Below are 15,144 nucleotides of genomic sequence, written 5' to 3' on the forward strand. Positions count from 1 at the left end.
TCACCTCTTCAGTGTTTCAAAATAATCGATATATTCTTCCGTTATGCTCTCTCCATCGATCACCAGGTCACCAATCGTTTCCATGGCGGCCTGATTAATCTCATCCAGCAGCAGCGCCGGCATGGTTCCATATTGTTCAGCGATTAAATCAAGCTCTGTGGATGATAACTCCGTTTTTAATGCATACAGCGTATCCAAATGAGCTTGTTTCAGCTGCCCGGAGAACTGGTTCCAATCTTCATCCATATCTGCCGTATCCCAAACTACAGCCTGGCCTGATGCCTGAATGTCAATTTCATGAGGCACTACAGAATGGGTTGTTTCTTGTGTGTCTGTGAGCGGAGCATCAGAAGCCATGCCTACGGTGCCTGCTTGGTCCTGAAAAGGGACCTCTGAACGCAATTCCACATCTTGTTCACACTCATCCCATTCTTCCAGCGTAAGCATGCTTCGTACATCTTCACTATCCCTTTGCAGCTCAGCCAATCGGTCAGGGTTAATAGATATCACGGGTTTGGATGACTTTTCGGGTGCAAACTCTTTTTCCAAAAATCGTTGAATCAGTGTTTCCGTCTCGCTTTTCAGGGTCACACCCCGTAAGCGGCCTTTAAAATGCTGAAGCTCTCTCAGCTTATTTTCCGTACAGCGCAAAAGCTGCGTAATGTAGTAACGAAGCGGCGGACATTTCCGCAGGTGTGAAATCTGCAGGGTATATGTTCTCCCATACAACGAAGCATCATAGATAGCACTGCGGAACAAGTACCGCTCGACAGCCTTCCCATTCCCCTTGTAAAAGGTGTTAACCAGCTTTTTGCCGGTTGTTTTCTGTAAAAAAGAGTCGATGAGAGCTACAACTTTGGGTATATACTCCTCCAAAAGCGTGCTCCCGCCTTCCAAATAAAACTTACTCCGCTGCATATCATAATCAGACAGTGTTAGAATCATCTCAAAGCTAAGTGAGGTTGGATGATCCGAAAATAATCTCATCAGCTCCATATCGAACAGCTCGCCTGTCTGGGAAGCCGAGGAACGCGAGAGGATATCGATCATCGGGATGTCGAGCTGGTGGACAAGCACAAAATCGCAAATCCAATCCGCCATATATCCGTTCAGATTTGGATACCTTTTCGCATACCCGTCCCAGATCCGCATCATCAGGTCGTATCCCTGCTTAGGATGCTCCCAGCCAACCCCATGAATCAGCTCATACAGATAAACGAAAATATAGGACAGGTCCGTAAAAAGGTATTGCCCGCCTCTGACTTCGCTTCTCCAATAAAAATACCAGCTGAGCTGCGATTCATTCATTTGCTCATAGATTGGCCAATAGCTCATGAACGGAACGAAGGATACCTGCTCATCAGTCCGATTCGCCAAAGCCTTAGCCTGCTGCATAAACTGTTGTTCTCTCGTCAGGGCATTCACAAAAGGAATGGATGCCTCGGCAGGACGCTCTTTCCGCTCAGGTATGCTCATTTCCTGCAAGGAACAACTGCTATGCTCCTTATCATCACTTATATCAATTTCCGCAAAGTCCAGAGACTTATTATACGAATTCATGGAACTATGCATCACCATTTCATAGAATATTTGTTCTGTTTTTTCATTATAATACAAATCGCCTGCAGGTGTAATTCTTTCAGGATGATCTGGAGTATAAGTTGAGAGAAACCGTGCATCGCGCGGCCTTTCCTCCAACAAATCTTTATCCTATCAAAATCATCCGTTCCATAAAATGGTAAATGCGGTGTCCCATAAGCCATGAAATGGCTGCTTGGGACACCCCTGTTTTTTGAGTAGGATGTACCTAAGCTCTTAGAGTGGACGCTGCGTGAACGGACCGTTGTTCCAATCGCTGTGTTCTCCAGATTTTTTTCATTCTCCTTTACGGTGAAAATCCGGAGACCAAGGCGACCGCTGCCGCTTTTCCACAAAAGCGCCTGGAAACCGTGAGGCGGTTGTCAGTCGAGAACGGCTTCGACACCAGAATCAGGCTCGGTCAATTCTACGGAGTGAAGAAGGTTATGCCTTGGCCGCAAGTCGGATAACGGAACCGGAAAGTGTGTTTGGAAAATTAAAGGCTTCCGGCGATTTCTGCTTCGCGGCATGGAAAAAGTGACGCTTGAGGTCAGCTGGCTTTCGCTTGCCCATAATATGCTGAAGCAAGCCACAGTAGAGAAAAAGCGCAAAGGAGCGATTCTCCTACAACGGGAGAATCGCTCCTTTGCTGAGATTTTTTCGGCTCCTAAAATAAAACAGGGCTGTCTCTGGCGTGGGAAATCCACTTATGAGACAGCCCCCTTGCCTCTCTAATCTAATGGTTGCTCTGGACCGCTCTTATAAAAATATACCAGGTTGTCCGTGAGCTCCTGTTCCCGCTCAAATCCGAGTTTCTCCATCAAACGAATGGATCTTATGTTTTCCGGGTCCACAGTAGCATCGATTTTCGTCAATTCCATCTTTTCAAATCCAAAACGGATGATTGCTTGAGTCGCTTCCAGCATATATCCTTTTCCCCAATCGTTTTTGGCAAGGTCATATCCCATCTCGGCAATCAACCCGGAGTCCGTTTTTCGTAGATAATGAAATCCGCAGGTACCTATCAACGTTTGCTCCTCATGATCAAATACACCCCAGCGGCAGCCTGCATCATCCAGATGAAACTGAATGATATCTTCCGCTTCCTTCATACTCCTGCAGGGCTCAATATCCATAAACCGTGTAATTTCTTCATCCGCAAAATGTTTATAGATGTGTCCAGCATCCTGAAGAGTTAATATTCTCAGCCGCAATCTTTGCGTTTCCAATGTGAAATACTCTGCCGGTTTATCATTCGTCATCTCAAATGAACCTCGCGTTCATAAATTTGCATACCCATACTGCTTATCTAACCATGTATGAGCAGCACTGTCTATCTACTTCACCTGAACGGTAAACTCAAGCTCAGGGATGTAATTTTTCTGCCGTGTTTTTGTTACATAAACATAGGGTTTAACCGTAACGAACTCAGGTATGGCGGCAAAGGGCTCATAACTGGATGAGTATAAAAAATGATCCTCCTCTCCAGTACCGTTGGCTCCAATACTCTTCTGCAGCACGCCCTGATCGTCTGTTAGATCATAGTCAATTTGAATAAAATCCGTTACTTTGTACTTTTCCGGAATCGCATTTGCTATATCTCTAAGGTTCTGTCCCTTTTCCCCTGTTATCTCCATATCCAGTCTCGTGGTTACCGGTGTTATTTCCAGCTTGGCAACTTTCATGTGGATATGGTCAAATATCTTCATTTCCTCAGGGGTAATGACCACATTCCTGTCCTTTACTTTCTTTACCGGAAGTTTAAACTCGAAAGGCTCTGGTACATCATCAAGTTTAACAAGCATCTTCAGTTCAAATTCGTCCGGAATATGCAGATTAGGAGAATTCAGAGCCGTGACAATGATTGAATTCGGTGCCTTACCCCCTCCGGGCGCTAATGACATTCCTGTATTTACCCATGAACCATTAACATAAAATTCGATGTTGTTTAGACCAAGCGTCGAACTCCGAATCCAATCCCTTCCAGAACCGGATGTTTTTTCAACCGGAAGCTTGTCACGGTTCAGCACCAGGTTTAAACGGCTTCCATCATATATCACTTCCGACAAACTGATGGTAACTCCATTATGGGTTATATTTTGATTCGCGTTTGTCGTAAATCCTTCCTCACTGGCTTTTTGCAATCCCCGGTCTCCGGCCTGCTTAAACACACTTTCAATAAAAGGAATTTGCTTCAGAGCCTGCGCCATAACCGGCGATACAAAGCCGGATCCGATTAAAAGTATCCCTGCTGCTGCTGCCCCCAATGTAATCAGAAGTGACCTCCGAACCCAGCGCTTTCTTCTCCGTTCTTCTGCTTTTATCGGTTGAATGTCATCCAGCATCAAGAATGTCTCGTCCAAACGCATGCGTATGGTGTGCGGCAGCTCTTGTGCCGGTTCTTCTTTCAGCAGTAAAAGATCTTCATGGTCTATAGCTTTCACAGCCTTACCTCCCTTGCTACAGGTTCCTTCAGCCAACGGGTCAGCTTCATCCTGGCACGGTAAAGCCTTGTCTTCACCGTACTTTCGGACAGCTCCAATATGTCGGCAATTTGCCGTATGGGCATATCCTGAAAGTAATGCAGAATGACAATCGTTCGCTGAGCTTCTTCTAACCGGTGAACCGCTTCACGGAGATCCATATGTTCATCTGATGCCTTGGGGAAAAAGACCGCATCAGGCGGTTCAGCCATGGATACGGTTTTTGATTTTTTACGAAGCAGCGTGTTGCATTCATTAATGAGAATCCGACATATCCAGGTTTTAAAATAGGCAGGATTTCTCAGGGTTGGAAGTGACTTATAGGCTTTTAGAATCGTTTCCTGCATCGCATCAGCACAGTCCTCATCTTTCTTCACAATCGCTCTGGCGATGTTGTACATTCGAACTTCCATCTTCTTAATCAATGCTATAAAGGCATCCTTATTCCCTTGTTGTGCACTCTTAACTTCAGCCTCCACAAAATCTATATCCAAACGGGGCGTCCCCCTTTCAATTATTCATCACATAGATTAGACGATGCTCCCCCTTTGAAGGTCACAAAAAAATAGAGCAGACTCTGCTCTATTTCATATACCTGTCTATAACATTCGAAAAGATGTAAGACAAAATGGCGTTTGGAGTGGATACTAGAGCTTGCGATATTTTTTAAGGGCCAAAATATTCAGTACTATAAACAGTGCAGCGAACAGCACTAGCACCCCAAGATCCAGAGCAATATCACCAAATCCCTGTCCTTTATACATCACATCTTTGAGAGCATCGGCACCATAGTATAAAGGCATAATTCTGGCAATGACTTGCACCCAGGCGGCCATATGGTCGAGCGGGAATATTCCGGCAAAGAAGATTTGCGGAATTATGACAATCGGGATGAACTGTACCATCTGAAACTCGGACGAGGCAAACGTCGATAGCAGGATTCCGAGGGAAAGTGCCACGAATGCGAGCAGCAGATTGGTTAGCAGAACAAACCAGATGGACCCGGCCATATTCATTCCGAGCACCATCGTAGCGTATATAACGATAATAACCGTTTGGATGAATGCAAAAATACCATACCCAACCAAATAGCCAATGATGACTTCGCCTCTGCGCACGGGTGTTGACATTAGTCGTTCCATTGTTCCGGTGGTGCGCTCCCTGAGAAGGCCGATGCCTGAGATCAGGAAGACGAAGAAAAAGACAAAGAAGCCGATTAAAATGGGACTTAATGTATCGAAATAAGTTGTGTCTGCGCTGCCATATACATAATCCGTTGTGACTGTAAGATTTGGTGCAGCATTGCCCTGATTCTGACTGAAACTGCTGATGGCCGCCGCCGCTTGGCTGATTTTCATTTGAAGAGCTTTCGATTGGGATGGGTCACTATTTTTTAGAATGAGATGTATCTTGGCATCTTGCATTTCAATTAACGCATCGAGATGCTCATTTACCAAAATATCTTTATCTGCTTTTTCATATGAAATAACTTCCATTCCCTGCTGCTGCATCATTTCTACAATTTTGGGATTCAGGTTTACAGCGCCAATTTTTGCATCTGCCGCATTGCCGGTGTGATTGAACAAGTAGTACATTAATGAGAGCACTAGCAAAGGGGCAAGGAATAACAAAGCCAGTGTTCTTTTGTCCCGCAGCAGCTGCTCACAGATTCTGCGGATGAGCGCTCGTATTCTCATGATAGTTGGCCTCCCGCCTTCAAGAATACGTCTTCCAGGCTTTCAACTTGGTACTGACTCTTTAACTGTTCCGGCGAACCGCTGGTTAATATCCTGCCATCACGTACCATGGCCAGCATATCGCATTTATCCGCTTCATCCATGACATGCGTCGTAACAATAATCGTCTTGTGTTCGGAATTCTTCAGCCTCATTAATTCATTCCAAATCGACTGTCTGAGCTCCGGGTCAATACCGACGGTTGGCTCATCGAGAATCAGTACAGACGGGTCATGAATCAGGGCAATCGCCAGTGACAATCTGCGCTTCATACCACCGGAATAAGCAGATACCTTTTTGCCAAGCTCATGCGTGAGATTGACCAGGCCTGCCGCGTAGCTGATTCGCTGCTTCTGCTCCTCCTTGCCCATTTTAAACATAGATGCAAAAAACCTAAGATTCTCCCCACCTGTAAGTTCATTGTATAGTGCATCCGATTGAGCCATATAACCGATTTGCTGAAGCATGGACAGATTGGGCATTTTTGTATTCAACACTTCAACCAAGCCTTCATTGGGAGTATCCATGCCGACAATCATTTTCACAAGGGTTGTTTTCCCGGCTCCTGAAGGACCGATCATCCCGTAAATTTGTCCCTTCCCTATATTCAAATTCACCTCGGAGAGCACGGTTTTCTTTCCAAAACTTTTGCTGACCTGTTGAAGCTTTACGGTAATTTCCATTGGGTTAACCTCCACAAGATAATAAACAATGCGTTGATTATCTTTCTCGCCTTTATTATAATCAATGCAGATTTCAACGACAATAAACAGAATCGTGGAATGTGATCATTATTCTGCAGATTTTAGAGAAAATGTGAACTTAACGCTTAATGTAGAATGAAGATTGCAGGAGGTCGAACGTTGAATAAACAAAAATTGATTAAAAAGTTTGACAAGCAATCAGTAATATATGAAGAAAACACACGCAAACGTATGATGGGATCATGGCGAAAACGTCTCCTCGAAGGTGTACAGGGTGACGTACTTGAAATCGCTGTCGGCGCGGGAGCCAACTTCCCTTATTACGATATGGACCGGGTACGCCTGAGCGCCGCAGATTTCAGCCCAATGATGCTGCAGCGCGCACGGCGGATTGCGGATGAGCTTAACTTGCAGGTGACTCTGATCGAAAGTGACATTGAAACGCTTGATTTTCCGGCCCATTCCTTCGACTGCGTTGTCTCTACGCTTTCTTTATGCGGATATGATGATCCGGAACAGGTTCTTCGCAATATTAAACGCTGGTGTAAGCCAAACGGGCGTGTTTATCTTTTGGAGCATGGTCTTGGGAGAAACCCTTTTTTCAAGTCAGCCCAGCGGCTATTGAATCCGGTCGCGCGCAAAATATCCGGCTGCAATTGGAATCGGGATATCGAGCAGATCGTACGGAATTCCGGACTCCAGATTGAACATATGGAACGGCACTGGAACGGTATGATTCATTTGATCTGGGCGCGATCCGTATGAGAATAGAAAGACCTCCAACGATATAATCGTTAGAGGTCTTTTCATGATTTTCACGGCTCATAGAGACGTTACCAACCTTATTTTATTCCTTCGTTACCAGCTTCAATGGAGCCGGAATAGATTTTTCTACCGTTTTGCCATGAAGCACATCATATGCGGCTTGAACTGCCATTTGTCCAATCAATTCAGGCTGCTGCGCCACGGTTGCAGTCAGCTTGCCTGCCTGGATCGACTTCAGCGCATCTTCGTTGCCGTCAAATCCGATGACCGGAATATCTTTACCGGAGCTTTTAATGGCTTCGATGGCACCGAGAGCCATTTCATCATTGTGCGCGAACACCGCTTGTACATCCGGATTCGCCTGCAGCAGATTTTCCATTACATTCAACCCTTTTGTACGGTCAAAATCCGCGGTTTGCTTGGCAATGACTTTCAAATCCTTATCAGCGACTTCGTGGAAGCCTTTACCGCGTTCACGGGTAGCCGATGCACCTGCGACGCCTTCAAGCTCAATCACTTTCCCGCCTTTGCCGATCATTTTTTCGATATATTCCGCTGCCATTTTACCGCCCTTCACGTTATCCGAAGCGACCAGTGCCTTGACATCCCCTTTATCCGAGGAACGGTCCAAGGTAATAACTGGAATACCCAAATTATTGGCCGATTGTACGACCGTCGAGATGGCTGCCGAATCGGTTGGGTTGATGAGCAATGCGTTTACGCCCTTTTGCATCAAATCATCCACGTCATTGCTTTGTTTGGCTGAATCGTTTTGCGCATCGACGACAATCGTTTCAATACCGTGCTTTTTAGCTTCCGCAACTACGCCATCTTTCAAGGAAACGAAGAATGGATTGTTCAGTGTTGAAATGGACAGTCCGATTTTCATATTTTTAATATCCCCGCCTGTTTTAGGCTTGGCCCAGCTTGGCGGTTCCAGAGAACATCCGGTCGTTAAGATGAGCAGAAGCGCTGCCAATAAGAATGTTAGCTTTTTCATATGAGTCTCTCCCTTATGCAGATTTCTTCCGGTCAATAAGTACGGCGATGAGAATTACGATCCCCTTAACCACCATTTGGTAGAAGGAAGATACGCCGAGCAAATTCAGTCCGTTATTCAGAGTACCGATAATCAGCGCGCCGATCAGAGTACCTACAATACGGCCGCGGCCGCCGGAAAGGCTTGTACCGCCCAAGACAACAGCTGCGATAGCATCCAGTTCGTAAGAAGTACCGGCCGTTGGCTGCGCCGAGTTCAGACGGGATGTCAGGATGGCACCTGCCAATGCGGACAGCATGCCTGCCAGAGAATAAATCATAATTTTAGTCCGGGATACTTTAATACCGGAAACGATCGCTGCTTTTTCGTTGCCGCCGATCGCATATGTTTTACGTCCAAAGGATGTTTTGTGCAGAATCACCCATAGAATCGCAAACGTAATGATCATCGTAATCGCCGGTACCGGAATGCCGAGCTCATAGCCACGGCCGAACAGCTGGAATGTCATGCTGTCGCCAAGACCCGTAATTGGATTACCGTCGGTGTATACGAGCGTCAAGCCTCTGAAAATGGTCATAGTTGCAAGCGTTGCGATAAAGGGTGCCATTTTACCTTTGGTGATCAGTAGACCGTTAATCATACCCATCACGCCGCCAAGCAAGCAGCCGATGATGATGGACAGGATTGGATCAAAGCCCGCTACCATCATATTCGCGACAAATGAACTCGACAGCGCCAGTATGGAACCGACGGATAAGTCGATACCACCGGTCAAAATAACAAAGGTCATTCCAAACGCAATCAATGCGTTAATTGACACCTGCCGCAGCAAATTGAGAATATTAAGCGGTTCCAAGAAGCTTGGATTCAGAACCGATACAATGATAATCAAGATAATCAGGCCGAGCAGCGGTCCTAATTTTTGTGTAATTTGCGAAACCTGAAAGCCTTTGGATGTTTTTGCTTCATTCATTGTTGTCATGTTACTGTCCCCCTGTAGCCAACGTCATTATTTTTTCCTGCGTCGCTTCATCTTTACTCAGTTGTCCAGTGATATGCCCTTCGTGAACAACAACGATGCGGTCACTCATGCCAAGCACTTCCGGTAATTCAGAGGATACCATGATGATGGCGACGCCATGGCCTGTCAGCTCATTCATCAGCTGGTAAATCTCACGTTTGGCACCGACATCTACGCCCCGGGTTGGTTCATCCAGAATCAGAAGTCTTGGACCGATACCTACCCACTTGGCAATAACAACCTTCTGTTGATTACCACCCGATAAATTTCCTGCTGCGGTATCGGATGTATGGGTTTTGATCTGCAGGCGTTTGATCAGCGCATCCACGAACACTTTTTCTTTTTGCGATGAAATAATGCCTTTAGACGTAAAACCGCTGAGACTTGGGAGCACCATATTATCACGTACGGAAAAATCCAGAATCAAACCTTCATCCTTGCGGTCTTCCGTTATGAAGCCAATTCCAAGCTTAACTGCATCAACCGGCTTTCTAATCACGGCTTTTTTCCCAAACATGCGAATCTCGCCGCTGTCCAGATGATCCAGACCAAACAGCGCTCTCATAATCTCCGTGCGTCCCGAGCCCATCAGACCTGAGAAACCGACGATTTCACCGGAGCGGACCTGAAAGCTTACATCTTCAAATAATCCTTTGCGCGAAGCATGCTCCACCTCAAGAACGACCTCTCCCGGATTCGGATTTCTTACCGGATAGCGCTCGGTCAGCTCTCTGCCGACCATTTTCTTAACGACCTCATCAAAGTTGGTATGCGGAATTTCCTTCGTATCCACAGTCCGGCCATCCCGCATGACGGTAATCCGGTCGCAGATCTCGAAAATCTCTTCCATCCGGTGAGAAATATAGACGATCGATACGCCTTGCTTTTTAAGGGACGTGATGACTTCGAACAGCTTCTGGATTTCCCTCTCCGTCAGTGCAGAAGTCGGTTCATCCATGATGATCACTTTGGTATCCGTAAGGAGGGCCTTGGCGATCTCAATCATCTGCTGCTGGCCTACCGAGCATTCGCCGGCTTCGCTGTTCAGCGGAATGTCGACGGAAAGCTTTTTGAACTGTTCCTTTGCGAGCGCCTTCATTTCTTTGGATTTCAGAATACCCCAGGGTGAAGACATCTCCCTGCCGATAAACAGATTCTCAAGCACCGTCATATCCGGCCATACATTAAGCTCCTGGTGGATAAAAGCGATTCCTTGAAGCTCTGCTTCCTTCGGACTTCCAAAATACGTTTCCTTGCCGTCGATGAGGATTGTTCCTTCATCCCTGGCATGCAGGCCAGTAAGTATATTCATTAAAGTGGACTTGCCGGCACCGTTCTCTCCCATCAGGGCGTGCACTTCGCCTTCGCGCAGGTCAAAATCTACACCGGATAATACTTGGTTCGCGCCGAAGGCTTTGTGTATTCCATTCATTTGAATCTGCATAACGGTTCCTCCTCACAGTTTTTGCGGAGCAATGCTCCTTGATCGTACTCCACAGCAAAATCTGGCTTCGTAAGCAGATACTCAGTTTTGCGGAGCAATGCTCCTTGATCGTACTCCACAGCAAAATCTGGCTTCGTAAGCAGATACTCAGTTTTTGCGGAGCAATGCTCCTTGATCGTATTCACAGCAAAATCTGACTTCGTAAGCAGATACTCAGTTTTTGCGGAGCAATGCTCCTTGATCGTACTCCACAGCAAAATCTGGCTTCGTAAGCAGAAGCATTTTAACCAAAATAGACGCCAGCCTGTAAAATGATATTTGCAAACGGTTTGGCTTCGCCTGTGCGAATCACGACTTTAGCCTTTTGGGTCCGCTGCTTGAACTCTTCATGAGGACAATGCTCAATAGCACACCCGTCGAATTTTTTCTCTATATAATGAAGTGCTTCCAGATTGTCTGTATTCATCTCATTCGCAATGACGACTTTCTCAATCTCCATATCAGAGGCGATCGCATTGACCGTTTCTTCAAAACTTGGTGAACCCAGCGTGAGAGCCAGATCGATTTTTGCAACTCCCTCGGGTATAGGGAGCCCGACATCAGCAACTACAATGGTATCCGTATGGCCCAGATCGGCCAACACTTTGGAAATATGACTGTTTAAAATCCCCTGCTTTTTCATCTCACATTTGCGCCTCCACTTCTTGACGTGTTGGCATGCCGCCTTGTGCCCCAAATTTCGTCACGGATAAGGATGCAGCACGATTCGCAAAACGCACACTCTCAACAATCGGTCTGCCTTCTGCCAAGGCAACTGCAAATGCAGCATTGAATGTATCTCCGGCACCTGTCGTATCTACAGCTTCAACTGCATAAGAAGGAACGAGGACTTCACTTTCACCGTCAAAATAACGGACACCTTTACTTCCTTCCGTTACAAACAGCTTGTTCGGATACTTGCGAAGGGCTTCGGAAACACTCAGGTCTGAAAACAAAATTGCTGCTTCATGCTCATTCGGCGTGATATATGCAGCATTCTCAATAACCTCATCTTCTAATGAACGAGCCGGCGCGGGATTAAGCAATAAAGGAATACCAAGCTTTTGGCAGACTCTGCTGACATGAGTTACTGTGTCTTCCGGTATTTCCTGCTGGATCATGACCATATCCGCCCCGCTAAAAGCATCCATGGATTGTTCGATATAACCTGGTGTTACCTCATTATTGGCTGCTTTGATCACTACGATACTGTTGTCTCCCTCAGCCAAAACAATATGGGCTGTTCCGCTCTCCATATGTGTAACCGGTTCCACATAGTCCGCAGAAACATGATTGAATTTGAAATTGTTCAAAATCGCTTCGCCAAAATGATCGTCTCCTACGCGTCCAACCATTGTAACATCCGCTCCGAGTCGTGCTGCTGCAACCGCCTGGTTGGCTCCTTTGCCTCCGGGGACGGTTTTGAAGCTTTCACCGAGAACCGTTTCACCGGCTCCCGGACGTTTCGATGATGTTACGACAAGATCTATTGAAGAGCTACCTACCACAATAATTTTAGCCATACTGCTGCTCCACCTTTCTGGTCGTTTCCCGCTCCGTAAACGTAACGGGCATTTGAATGGTATTTTGATCTATATTTTTATTATCAATGAATTGAATAAGTAATCCAGCTGCCGCTCTGCCCATGTCGTAAGCAGGCTGTCTGATCGTCGTAAGAGACGGTGTCAGCAAGCTGCTGAGCGGAATATCATCAAAGCCGATGATCTGTACATCTTCCGGCACCTTTTTGCCGAGCCTGAGGGCTTCATGCAGAACCGCTGTCGCCACGATATCATTGCTGGCGATCACGCCATCGGTATCGGGATGCTGCTCGAATAATTCCTTTGCCCATGTACCCGCCTCTGTGAAGGAAAATGAGGAGGTTTCTATGACGTTAAAAGTTATTCCTTGATTACTCAGTTCATCTATCGCACCTTGATAACGGTCCTGTGCAGGCCGGATATGCTTGGGGCCTTGCATGACCGTAATCTGACGGCTCCCACGGTTTATCATCTCATGAGCAGCAATTTTCCCGCCCTCACGTCCGTCAGCATATACCGATGGGCGATTGTCCGCCGTCCGGTCGAGGAAGACAACCGGAATGTTCAGCTTCCGGTATGTATCGGTATCCGGATGGTTCGTGGAGGCAATGACGCCAACCACGTTATTTTGCACAAACGTCTGGATGTATTCTTTTTCTTTTTTTATATTTTCATCACTATTGCCGAAGATAATCCGCAAATCGTTCTCCTGCATCTCATCCTCCACCCCGCGGGCAAGCTCTGGAAAGAAGGGGTTCGTGATATCCGGAAGCAGCAGGCCAATCAGCCTCGATTTGCGTTTATACAGAGATCTTGCGACCTCATTGGGCGTATAGTGGAGCTCGCTGATAGCGGTTTCAACCTTCTTGCGGGTATCTTCATGTACATATCCTGTCTCATTCAGTACACGCGAAACGGTCGCTACCGAAACCCCGGCATGCTTTGCTACATCTCTAATGGTTGCCATATCATGTTCTCTCCTCAATGTGGAACCGGTTACACATATAAAATACCACATGGTGCTCGTTTTGACAACAACGCTTTCAAAGTTATTTTATGGAAAGAATAAAAAACATGAAGCCGTACTTGGCCGAGGCTAGCATGGCTTCATGTCTTGTTTTATCGATCGTCGCAAGCATCCTTCGCAATTCTGTATGCTTACTTCACAGGAAATGTCATCTCAAGTTCTGGTATAAAGGTTTTTTCGCCGGTTTGGTAATTATCAATAAAAGGCCTTATCGTGATTGAATTCGGAATCTTCGGTAGAGGGTCTACATCCGTTGTCACGGCCATAAAATCGGTCCCCTTAATTCTGCTTCCAAAAGAAGATCCGGTGGTCATCACTTGATTACCATCCTGATCCACCAACAGGTAACCAAAATGGGGCCCTCTCTCGCTGGAATCTCTGACTCCATTATCCTCATGCATCGTCAATCGCGTCATGACGGGTGTAAATTCGATGCTTCCCAAGGCAATTTTGCATTTTTTCCATTCCTTGGCCGGATCATTGGATGTCACCACCCTGCTTGCGGTTTCATTCTTCTTCACGGGAATATCGAACAGAAACATTTCTTTCGGCATATCGACCAGACCGATTTTGAGATTCAGCGTAAACTGGTCCGGAAAGTTGTATTTTTTTCCGTCCTTGGAGCTGTATTCGGCATGGCTAATTGTAATAATCGTCGCAGAGGGCGCATTGGCACGTCCATAATTTTTCAAAGGACCACGGGACATCGTCATATCCACGATCTCTCCGTTCACCTTTCCGCTCATGCTGAAATCCCGGTTATTGAATTTATGGTCCGTAGTATCCTCTTCCAACACGAAATAGATACTTGATCCCGTATAGATCAGCTTCGTAATGCGAATGGTAACCCCATTTTTCGTGACACTTTGATTAATATCTTCAAGCATGCCTTTTTCTTCGGCAGTCTGAAGACCGATATGCTGAGTCAGCTTAAATAGATCCTGAATAAAAGGCAGCTCTTTCAAAGATTTGGCCATCGTGGGTGACACAAAAGCCGATGCCAGCAGAACAAGACATAGGATAAACACTGCTGCTGCAGAACCCCAGGCATATGTAAGCCCGCTTCTGCGCTTTACCCCTATAGATGGTAATTCTTTAAATGCCTCGTTCATCTTCATTTCAACGATTGCCGGCAGTTCATCGGATGGAATCCATGCAACTTGCTTCAGCTTTGTTTCAAAGTCATTTGGATTCATGGGCTACCCTCCTTTCCGGTGATTCACCAAGAATGTGCAAAAGCTGCTGTCGTGCCCTAAAAAGGCGTCCCTTCACAGCTCCCTCCTTAATTCCCAGTACTTCACCGACGGAACGCATAGACATATCCTGAAAATAAAACAAATGGACAACCATTCGAAGCGTTTCATCAAGCTGTTCTACGGCATCTCTAATTGCAATGGCTTCGTATTCCGCTTCCAGCTTATGCTTTGCAATATGATCAAAGTTCTCTACAGGAACCAGCCTCGACTTGTTTCTGAGCAGCTGATTGCATTCGTTAATTAATATCCGGAATATCCAGCTCTGAAAATACTCAGGCTTCTTAAGTGTATTCAGTGATTTATAAGCCTTGAGAATCGTCTCCTGCATGGCGTCTGCACAATCATCGTTACTGCGGAGTATAGAAAAAGCCAATCCGTACATCTTCATTTTCATGCTGAGCACAATCCGTGTAAATGCCTCGTGATCCCCTTTCCTGGCTTTTTTCACTTCCTGTTTGATATCCACACGTCACGGTCTCCTTTTGTTATTATTCATTACGACCTTTGAAAGCATATACTTTAGATGCCGGCCCGATGTAAAAGGTTATAC

General features: G+C 46.1%; 16 protein-coding genes and 1 pseudogene. 2 read left to right on the top strand and 15 right to left on the bottom strand.

The features are described from left to right. Nucleotides 1-1,698 (bottom strand): TerB N-terminal domain-containing protein, encoded by a 1,698-nt coding sequence (locus KJS65_RS10125; RefSeq protein ID WP_213649705.1) that lies wholly within the window; start codon nt 1,696-1,698, stop codon nt 1-3. A gap of 214 nt (nt 1,699-1,912) precedes the next feature. Between KJS65_RS10125 and KJS65_RS30330 the strand changes: the two are divergent. Beyond that, nucleotides 1,913-2,184: pseudogene (locus tag KJS65_RS30330) on the top strand (transposase); the annotation flags it as partial. 125 nt (nt 2,185-2,309) lie between these two features. On the opposite strand, the gene KJS65_RS10130 reads toward KJS65_RS30330, so the two are convergent. The 5 genes from KJS65_RS10130 to KJS65_RS10150 all read right to left on the bottom strand — a co-directional run bounded on the left by KJS65_RS10130 (nt 2,310) and on the right by KJS65_RS10150 (nt 6,480). After that, complete coding sequence (locus KJS65_RS10130) at nt 2,310-2,840, bottom strand: GNAT family N-acetyltransferase (RefSeq protein ID WP_213649706.1); 531 nt, start codon at nt 2,838-2,840, stop codon at nt 2,310-2,312. A gap of 75 nt (nt 2,841-2,915) precedes the next feature. Continuing rightward, complete coding sequence (locus tag KJS65_RS10135) at nt 2,916-4,022, bottom strand: DUF4179 domain-containing protein (protein ID WP_213649707.1); 1,107 nt, start codon at nt 4,020-4,022, stop codon at nt 2,916-2,918. Further along, nucleotides 4,019-4,555 (bottom strand): sigma-70 family RNA polymerase sigma factor, encoded by a 537-nt coding sequence (locus tag KJS65_RS10140; protein ID WP_213649708.1) that lies wholly within the window; start codon nt 4,553-4,555, stop codon nt 4,019-4,021. The genes KJS65_RS10135 and KJS65_RS10140 overlap by 4 nt, the downstream gene beginning before the upstream one ends. Nucleotides 4,556-4,708: 153 nt before the next feature. Continuing rightward, entirely contained in the window at nt 4,709-5,758 is a 1,050-nt protein-coding gene (locus tag KJS65_RS10145) for an ABC transporter permease (protein WP_213649709.1), read from the bottom strand. Then, the gene (locus tag KJS65_RS10150) at nt 5,755-6,480 is read right to left on the bottom strand and encodes an ABC transporter ATP-binding protein (protein WP_213649710.1); all 726 of its coding nucleotides are present in this window, start codon (nt 6,478-6,480) and stop codon (nt 5,755-5,757) included. Before KJS65_RS10150 ends, KJS65_RS10145 begins: the two co-directional genes overlap by 4 nt. A 180-nt stretch (nt 6,481-6,660) precedes the next feature. Here KJS65_RS10150 and KJS65_RS10155 point away from each other — a divergent pair, with 180 nt between their 5' ends. Beyond that, the gene (locus KJS65_RS10155; RefSeq protein WP_213649711.1) at nt 6,661-7,266 is read left to right on the top strand and encodes a class I SAM-dependent methyltransferase; all 606 of its coding nucleotides are present in this window, start codon (nt 6,661-6,663) and stop codon (nt 7,264-7,266) included. A gap of 82 nt (nt 7,267-7,348) precedes the next feature. On the opposite strand, the gene rbsB is transcribed toward KJS65_RS10155, so the two are convergent. The 9 genes from rbsB to KJS65_RS10200 form a co-directional block, all read right to left on the bottom strand. Continuing rightward, entirely contained in the window at nt 7,349-8,266 is a 918-nt protein-coding gene (rbsB, locus tag KJS65_RS10160; RefSeq protein ID WP_213649712.1) for a ribose ABC transporter substrate-binding protein RbsB, read from the bottom strand. A gap of 13 nt (nt 8,267-8,279) precedes the next feature. Further along, nucleotides 8,280-9,248: a ribose ABC transporter permease RbsC gene (rbsC, locus tag KJS65_RS10165; protein WP_136605079.1), complete on the bottom strand. Its 969-nt coding sequence runs from the start codon at nt 9,246-9,248 to the stop codon at nt 8,280-8,282. A 1-nt stretch (nt 9,249) separates the two neighbouring features. Continuing rightward, on the bottom strand, nt 9,250-10,731 hold the full coding sequence (locus KJS65_RS10170) for a sugar ABC transporter ATP-binding protein (protein WP_213649713.1): 1,482 nt from the start codon (nt 10,729-10,731) through the stop codon (nt 9,250-9,252). Then, a complete protein-coding gene (locus KJS65_RS10175; RefSeq protein ID WP_213649714.1) occupies nt 10,716-10,988 on the bottom strand; it encodes a hypothetical protein in 273 nt (90 codons plus the stop codon). The genes KJS65_RS10170 and KJS65_RS10175 overlap by 16 nt, the downstream gene beginning before the upstream one ends. Nucleotides 10,989-11,014: 26 nt before the next feature. Next, nucleotides 11,015-11,413, bottom strand: a complete 399-nt coding sequence (gene rbsD, locus KJS65_RS10180; RefSeq protein ID WP_213649715.1) for a D-ribose pyranase — start codon at nt 11,411-11,413, stop codon at nt 11,015-11,017. Between the two features lies 1 nt (nt 11,414). Then, a complete protein-coding gene (rbsK, locus tag KJS65_RS10185; protein WP_213649716.1) occupies nt 11,415-12,293 on the bottom strand; it encodes a ribokinase in 879 nt (292 codons plus the stop codon). Then, nucleotides 12,286-13,278, bottom strand: a complete 993-nt coding sequence (locus tag KJS65_RS10190; RefSeq protein WP_213649717.1) for a LacI family DNA-binding transcriptional regulator — start codon at nt 13,276-13,278, stop codon at nt 12,286-12,288. The genes rbsK and KJS65_RS10190 overlap by 8 nt, the downstream gene beginning before the upstream one ends. A 191-nt stretch (nt 13,279-13,469) precedes the next feature. Further along, nucleotides 13,470-14,534: a DUF4179 domain-containing protein gene (locus KJS65_RS10195; protein ID WP_213649718.1), complete on the bottom strand. Its 1,065-nt coding sequence runs from the start codon at nt 14,532-14,534 to the stop codon at nt 13,470-13,472. Beyond that, on the bottom strand, nt 14,521-15,060 hold the full coding sequence (locus KJS65_RS10200) for a sigma-70 family RNA polymerase sigma factor (protein WP_213649719.1): 540 nt from the start codon (nt 15,058-15,060) through the stop codon (nt 14,521-14,523). The genes KJS65_RS10195 and KJS65_RS10200 overlap by 14 nt, the downstream gene beginning before the upstream one ends. Nucleotides 15,061-15,144: the final 84 nt, after the last annotated feature.

It is taken from the genome of Paenibacillus sp. J23TS9, from assembly GCF_018403225.1.
Classification (GTDB): domain Bacteria; phylum Bacillota; class Bacilli; order Paenibacillales; family Paenibacillaceae; genus Paenibacillus_AQ.

What these genes read in the sequence shown, in the direction of transcription:
- rbsK (WP_213649716.1), bottom strand. Translation starts at nt 12,293, where the DNA reads ATGGCTAAAATTATTGTGGTAGGTAGCTCTTCAATAGATCTTGTCGTA.
- rbsC (WP_136605079.1), bottom strand. Translation starts at nt 9,248, where the DNA reads ATGACAACAATGAATGAAGCAAAAACATCCAAAGGCTTTCAGGTTTCG.
- KJS65_RS10190 (WP_213649717.1), bottom strand. Translation starts at nt 13,278, where the DNA reads ATGGCAACCATTAGAGATGTAGCAAAGCATGCCGGGGTTTCGGTAGCG.
- rbsB (WP_213649712.1), bottom strand. Translation starts at nt 8,266, where the DNA reads ATGAAAAAGCTAACATTCTTATTGGCAGCGCTTCTGCTCATCTTAACG.
- rbsD (WP_213649715.1), bottom strand. Translation starts at nt 11,413, where the DNA reads ATGAAAAAGCAGGGGATTTTAAACAGTCATATTTCCAAAGTGTTGGCC.
- KJS65_RS10130 (WP_213649706.1), bottom strand. Translation starts at nt 2,840, where the DNA reads ATGACGAATGATAAACCGGCAGAGTATTTCACATTGGAAACGCAAAGA.
- KJS65_RS10150 (WP_213649710.1), bottom strand. Translation starts at nt 6,480, where the DNA reads ATGGAAATTACCGTAAAGCTTCAACAGGTCAGCAAAAGTTTTGGAAAG.
- KJS65_RS10170 (WP_213649713.1), bottom strand. Translation starts at nt 10,731, where the DNA reads ATGCAGATTCAAATGAATGGAATACACAAAGCCTTCGGCGCGAACCAA.
- KJS65_RS10145 (WP_213649709.1), bottom strand. Translation starts at nt 5,758, where the DNA reads ATGAGAATACGAGCGCTCATCCGCAGAATCTGTGAGCAGCTGCTGCGG.
- KJS65_RS10195 (WP_213649718.1), bottom strand. Translation starts at nt 14,534, where the DNA reads ATGAATCCAAATGACTTTGAAACAAAGCTGAAGCAAGTTGCATGGATT.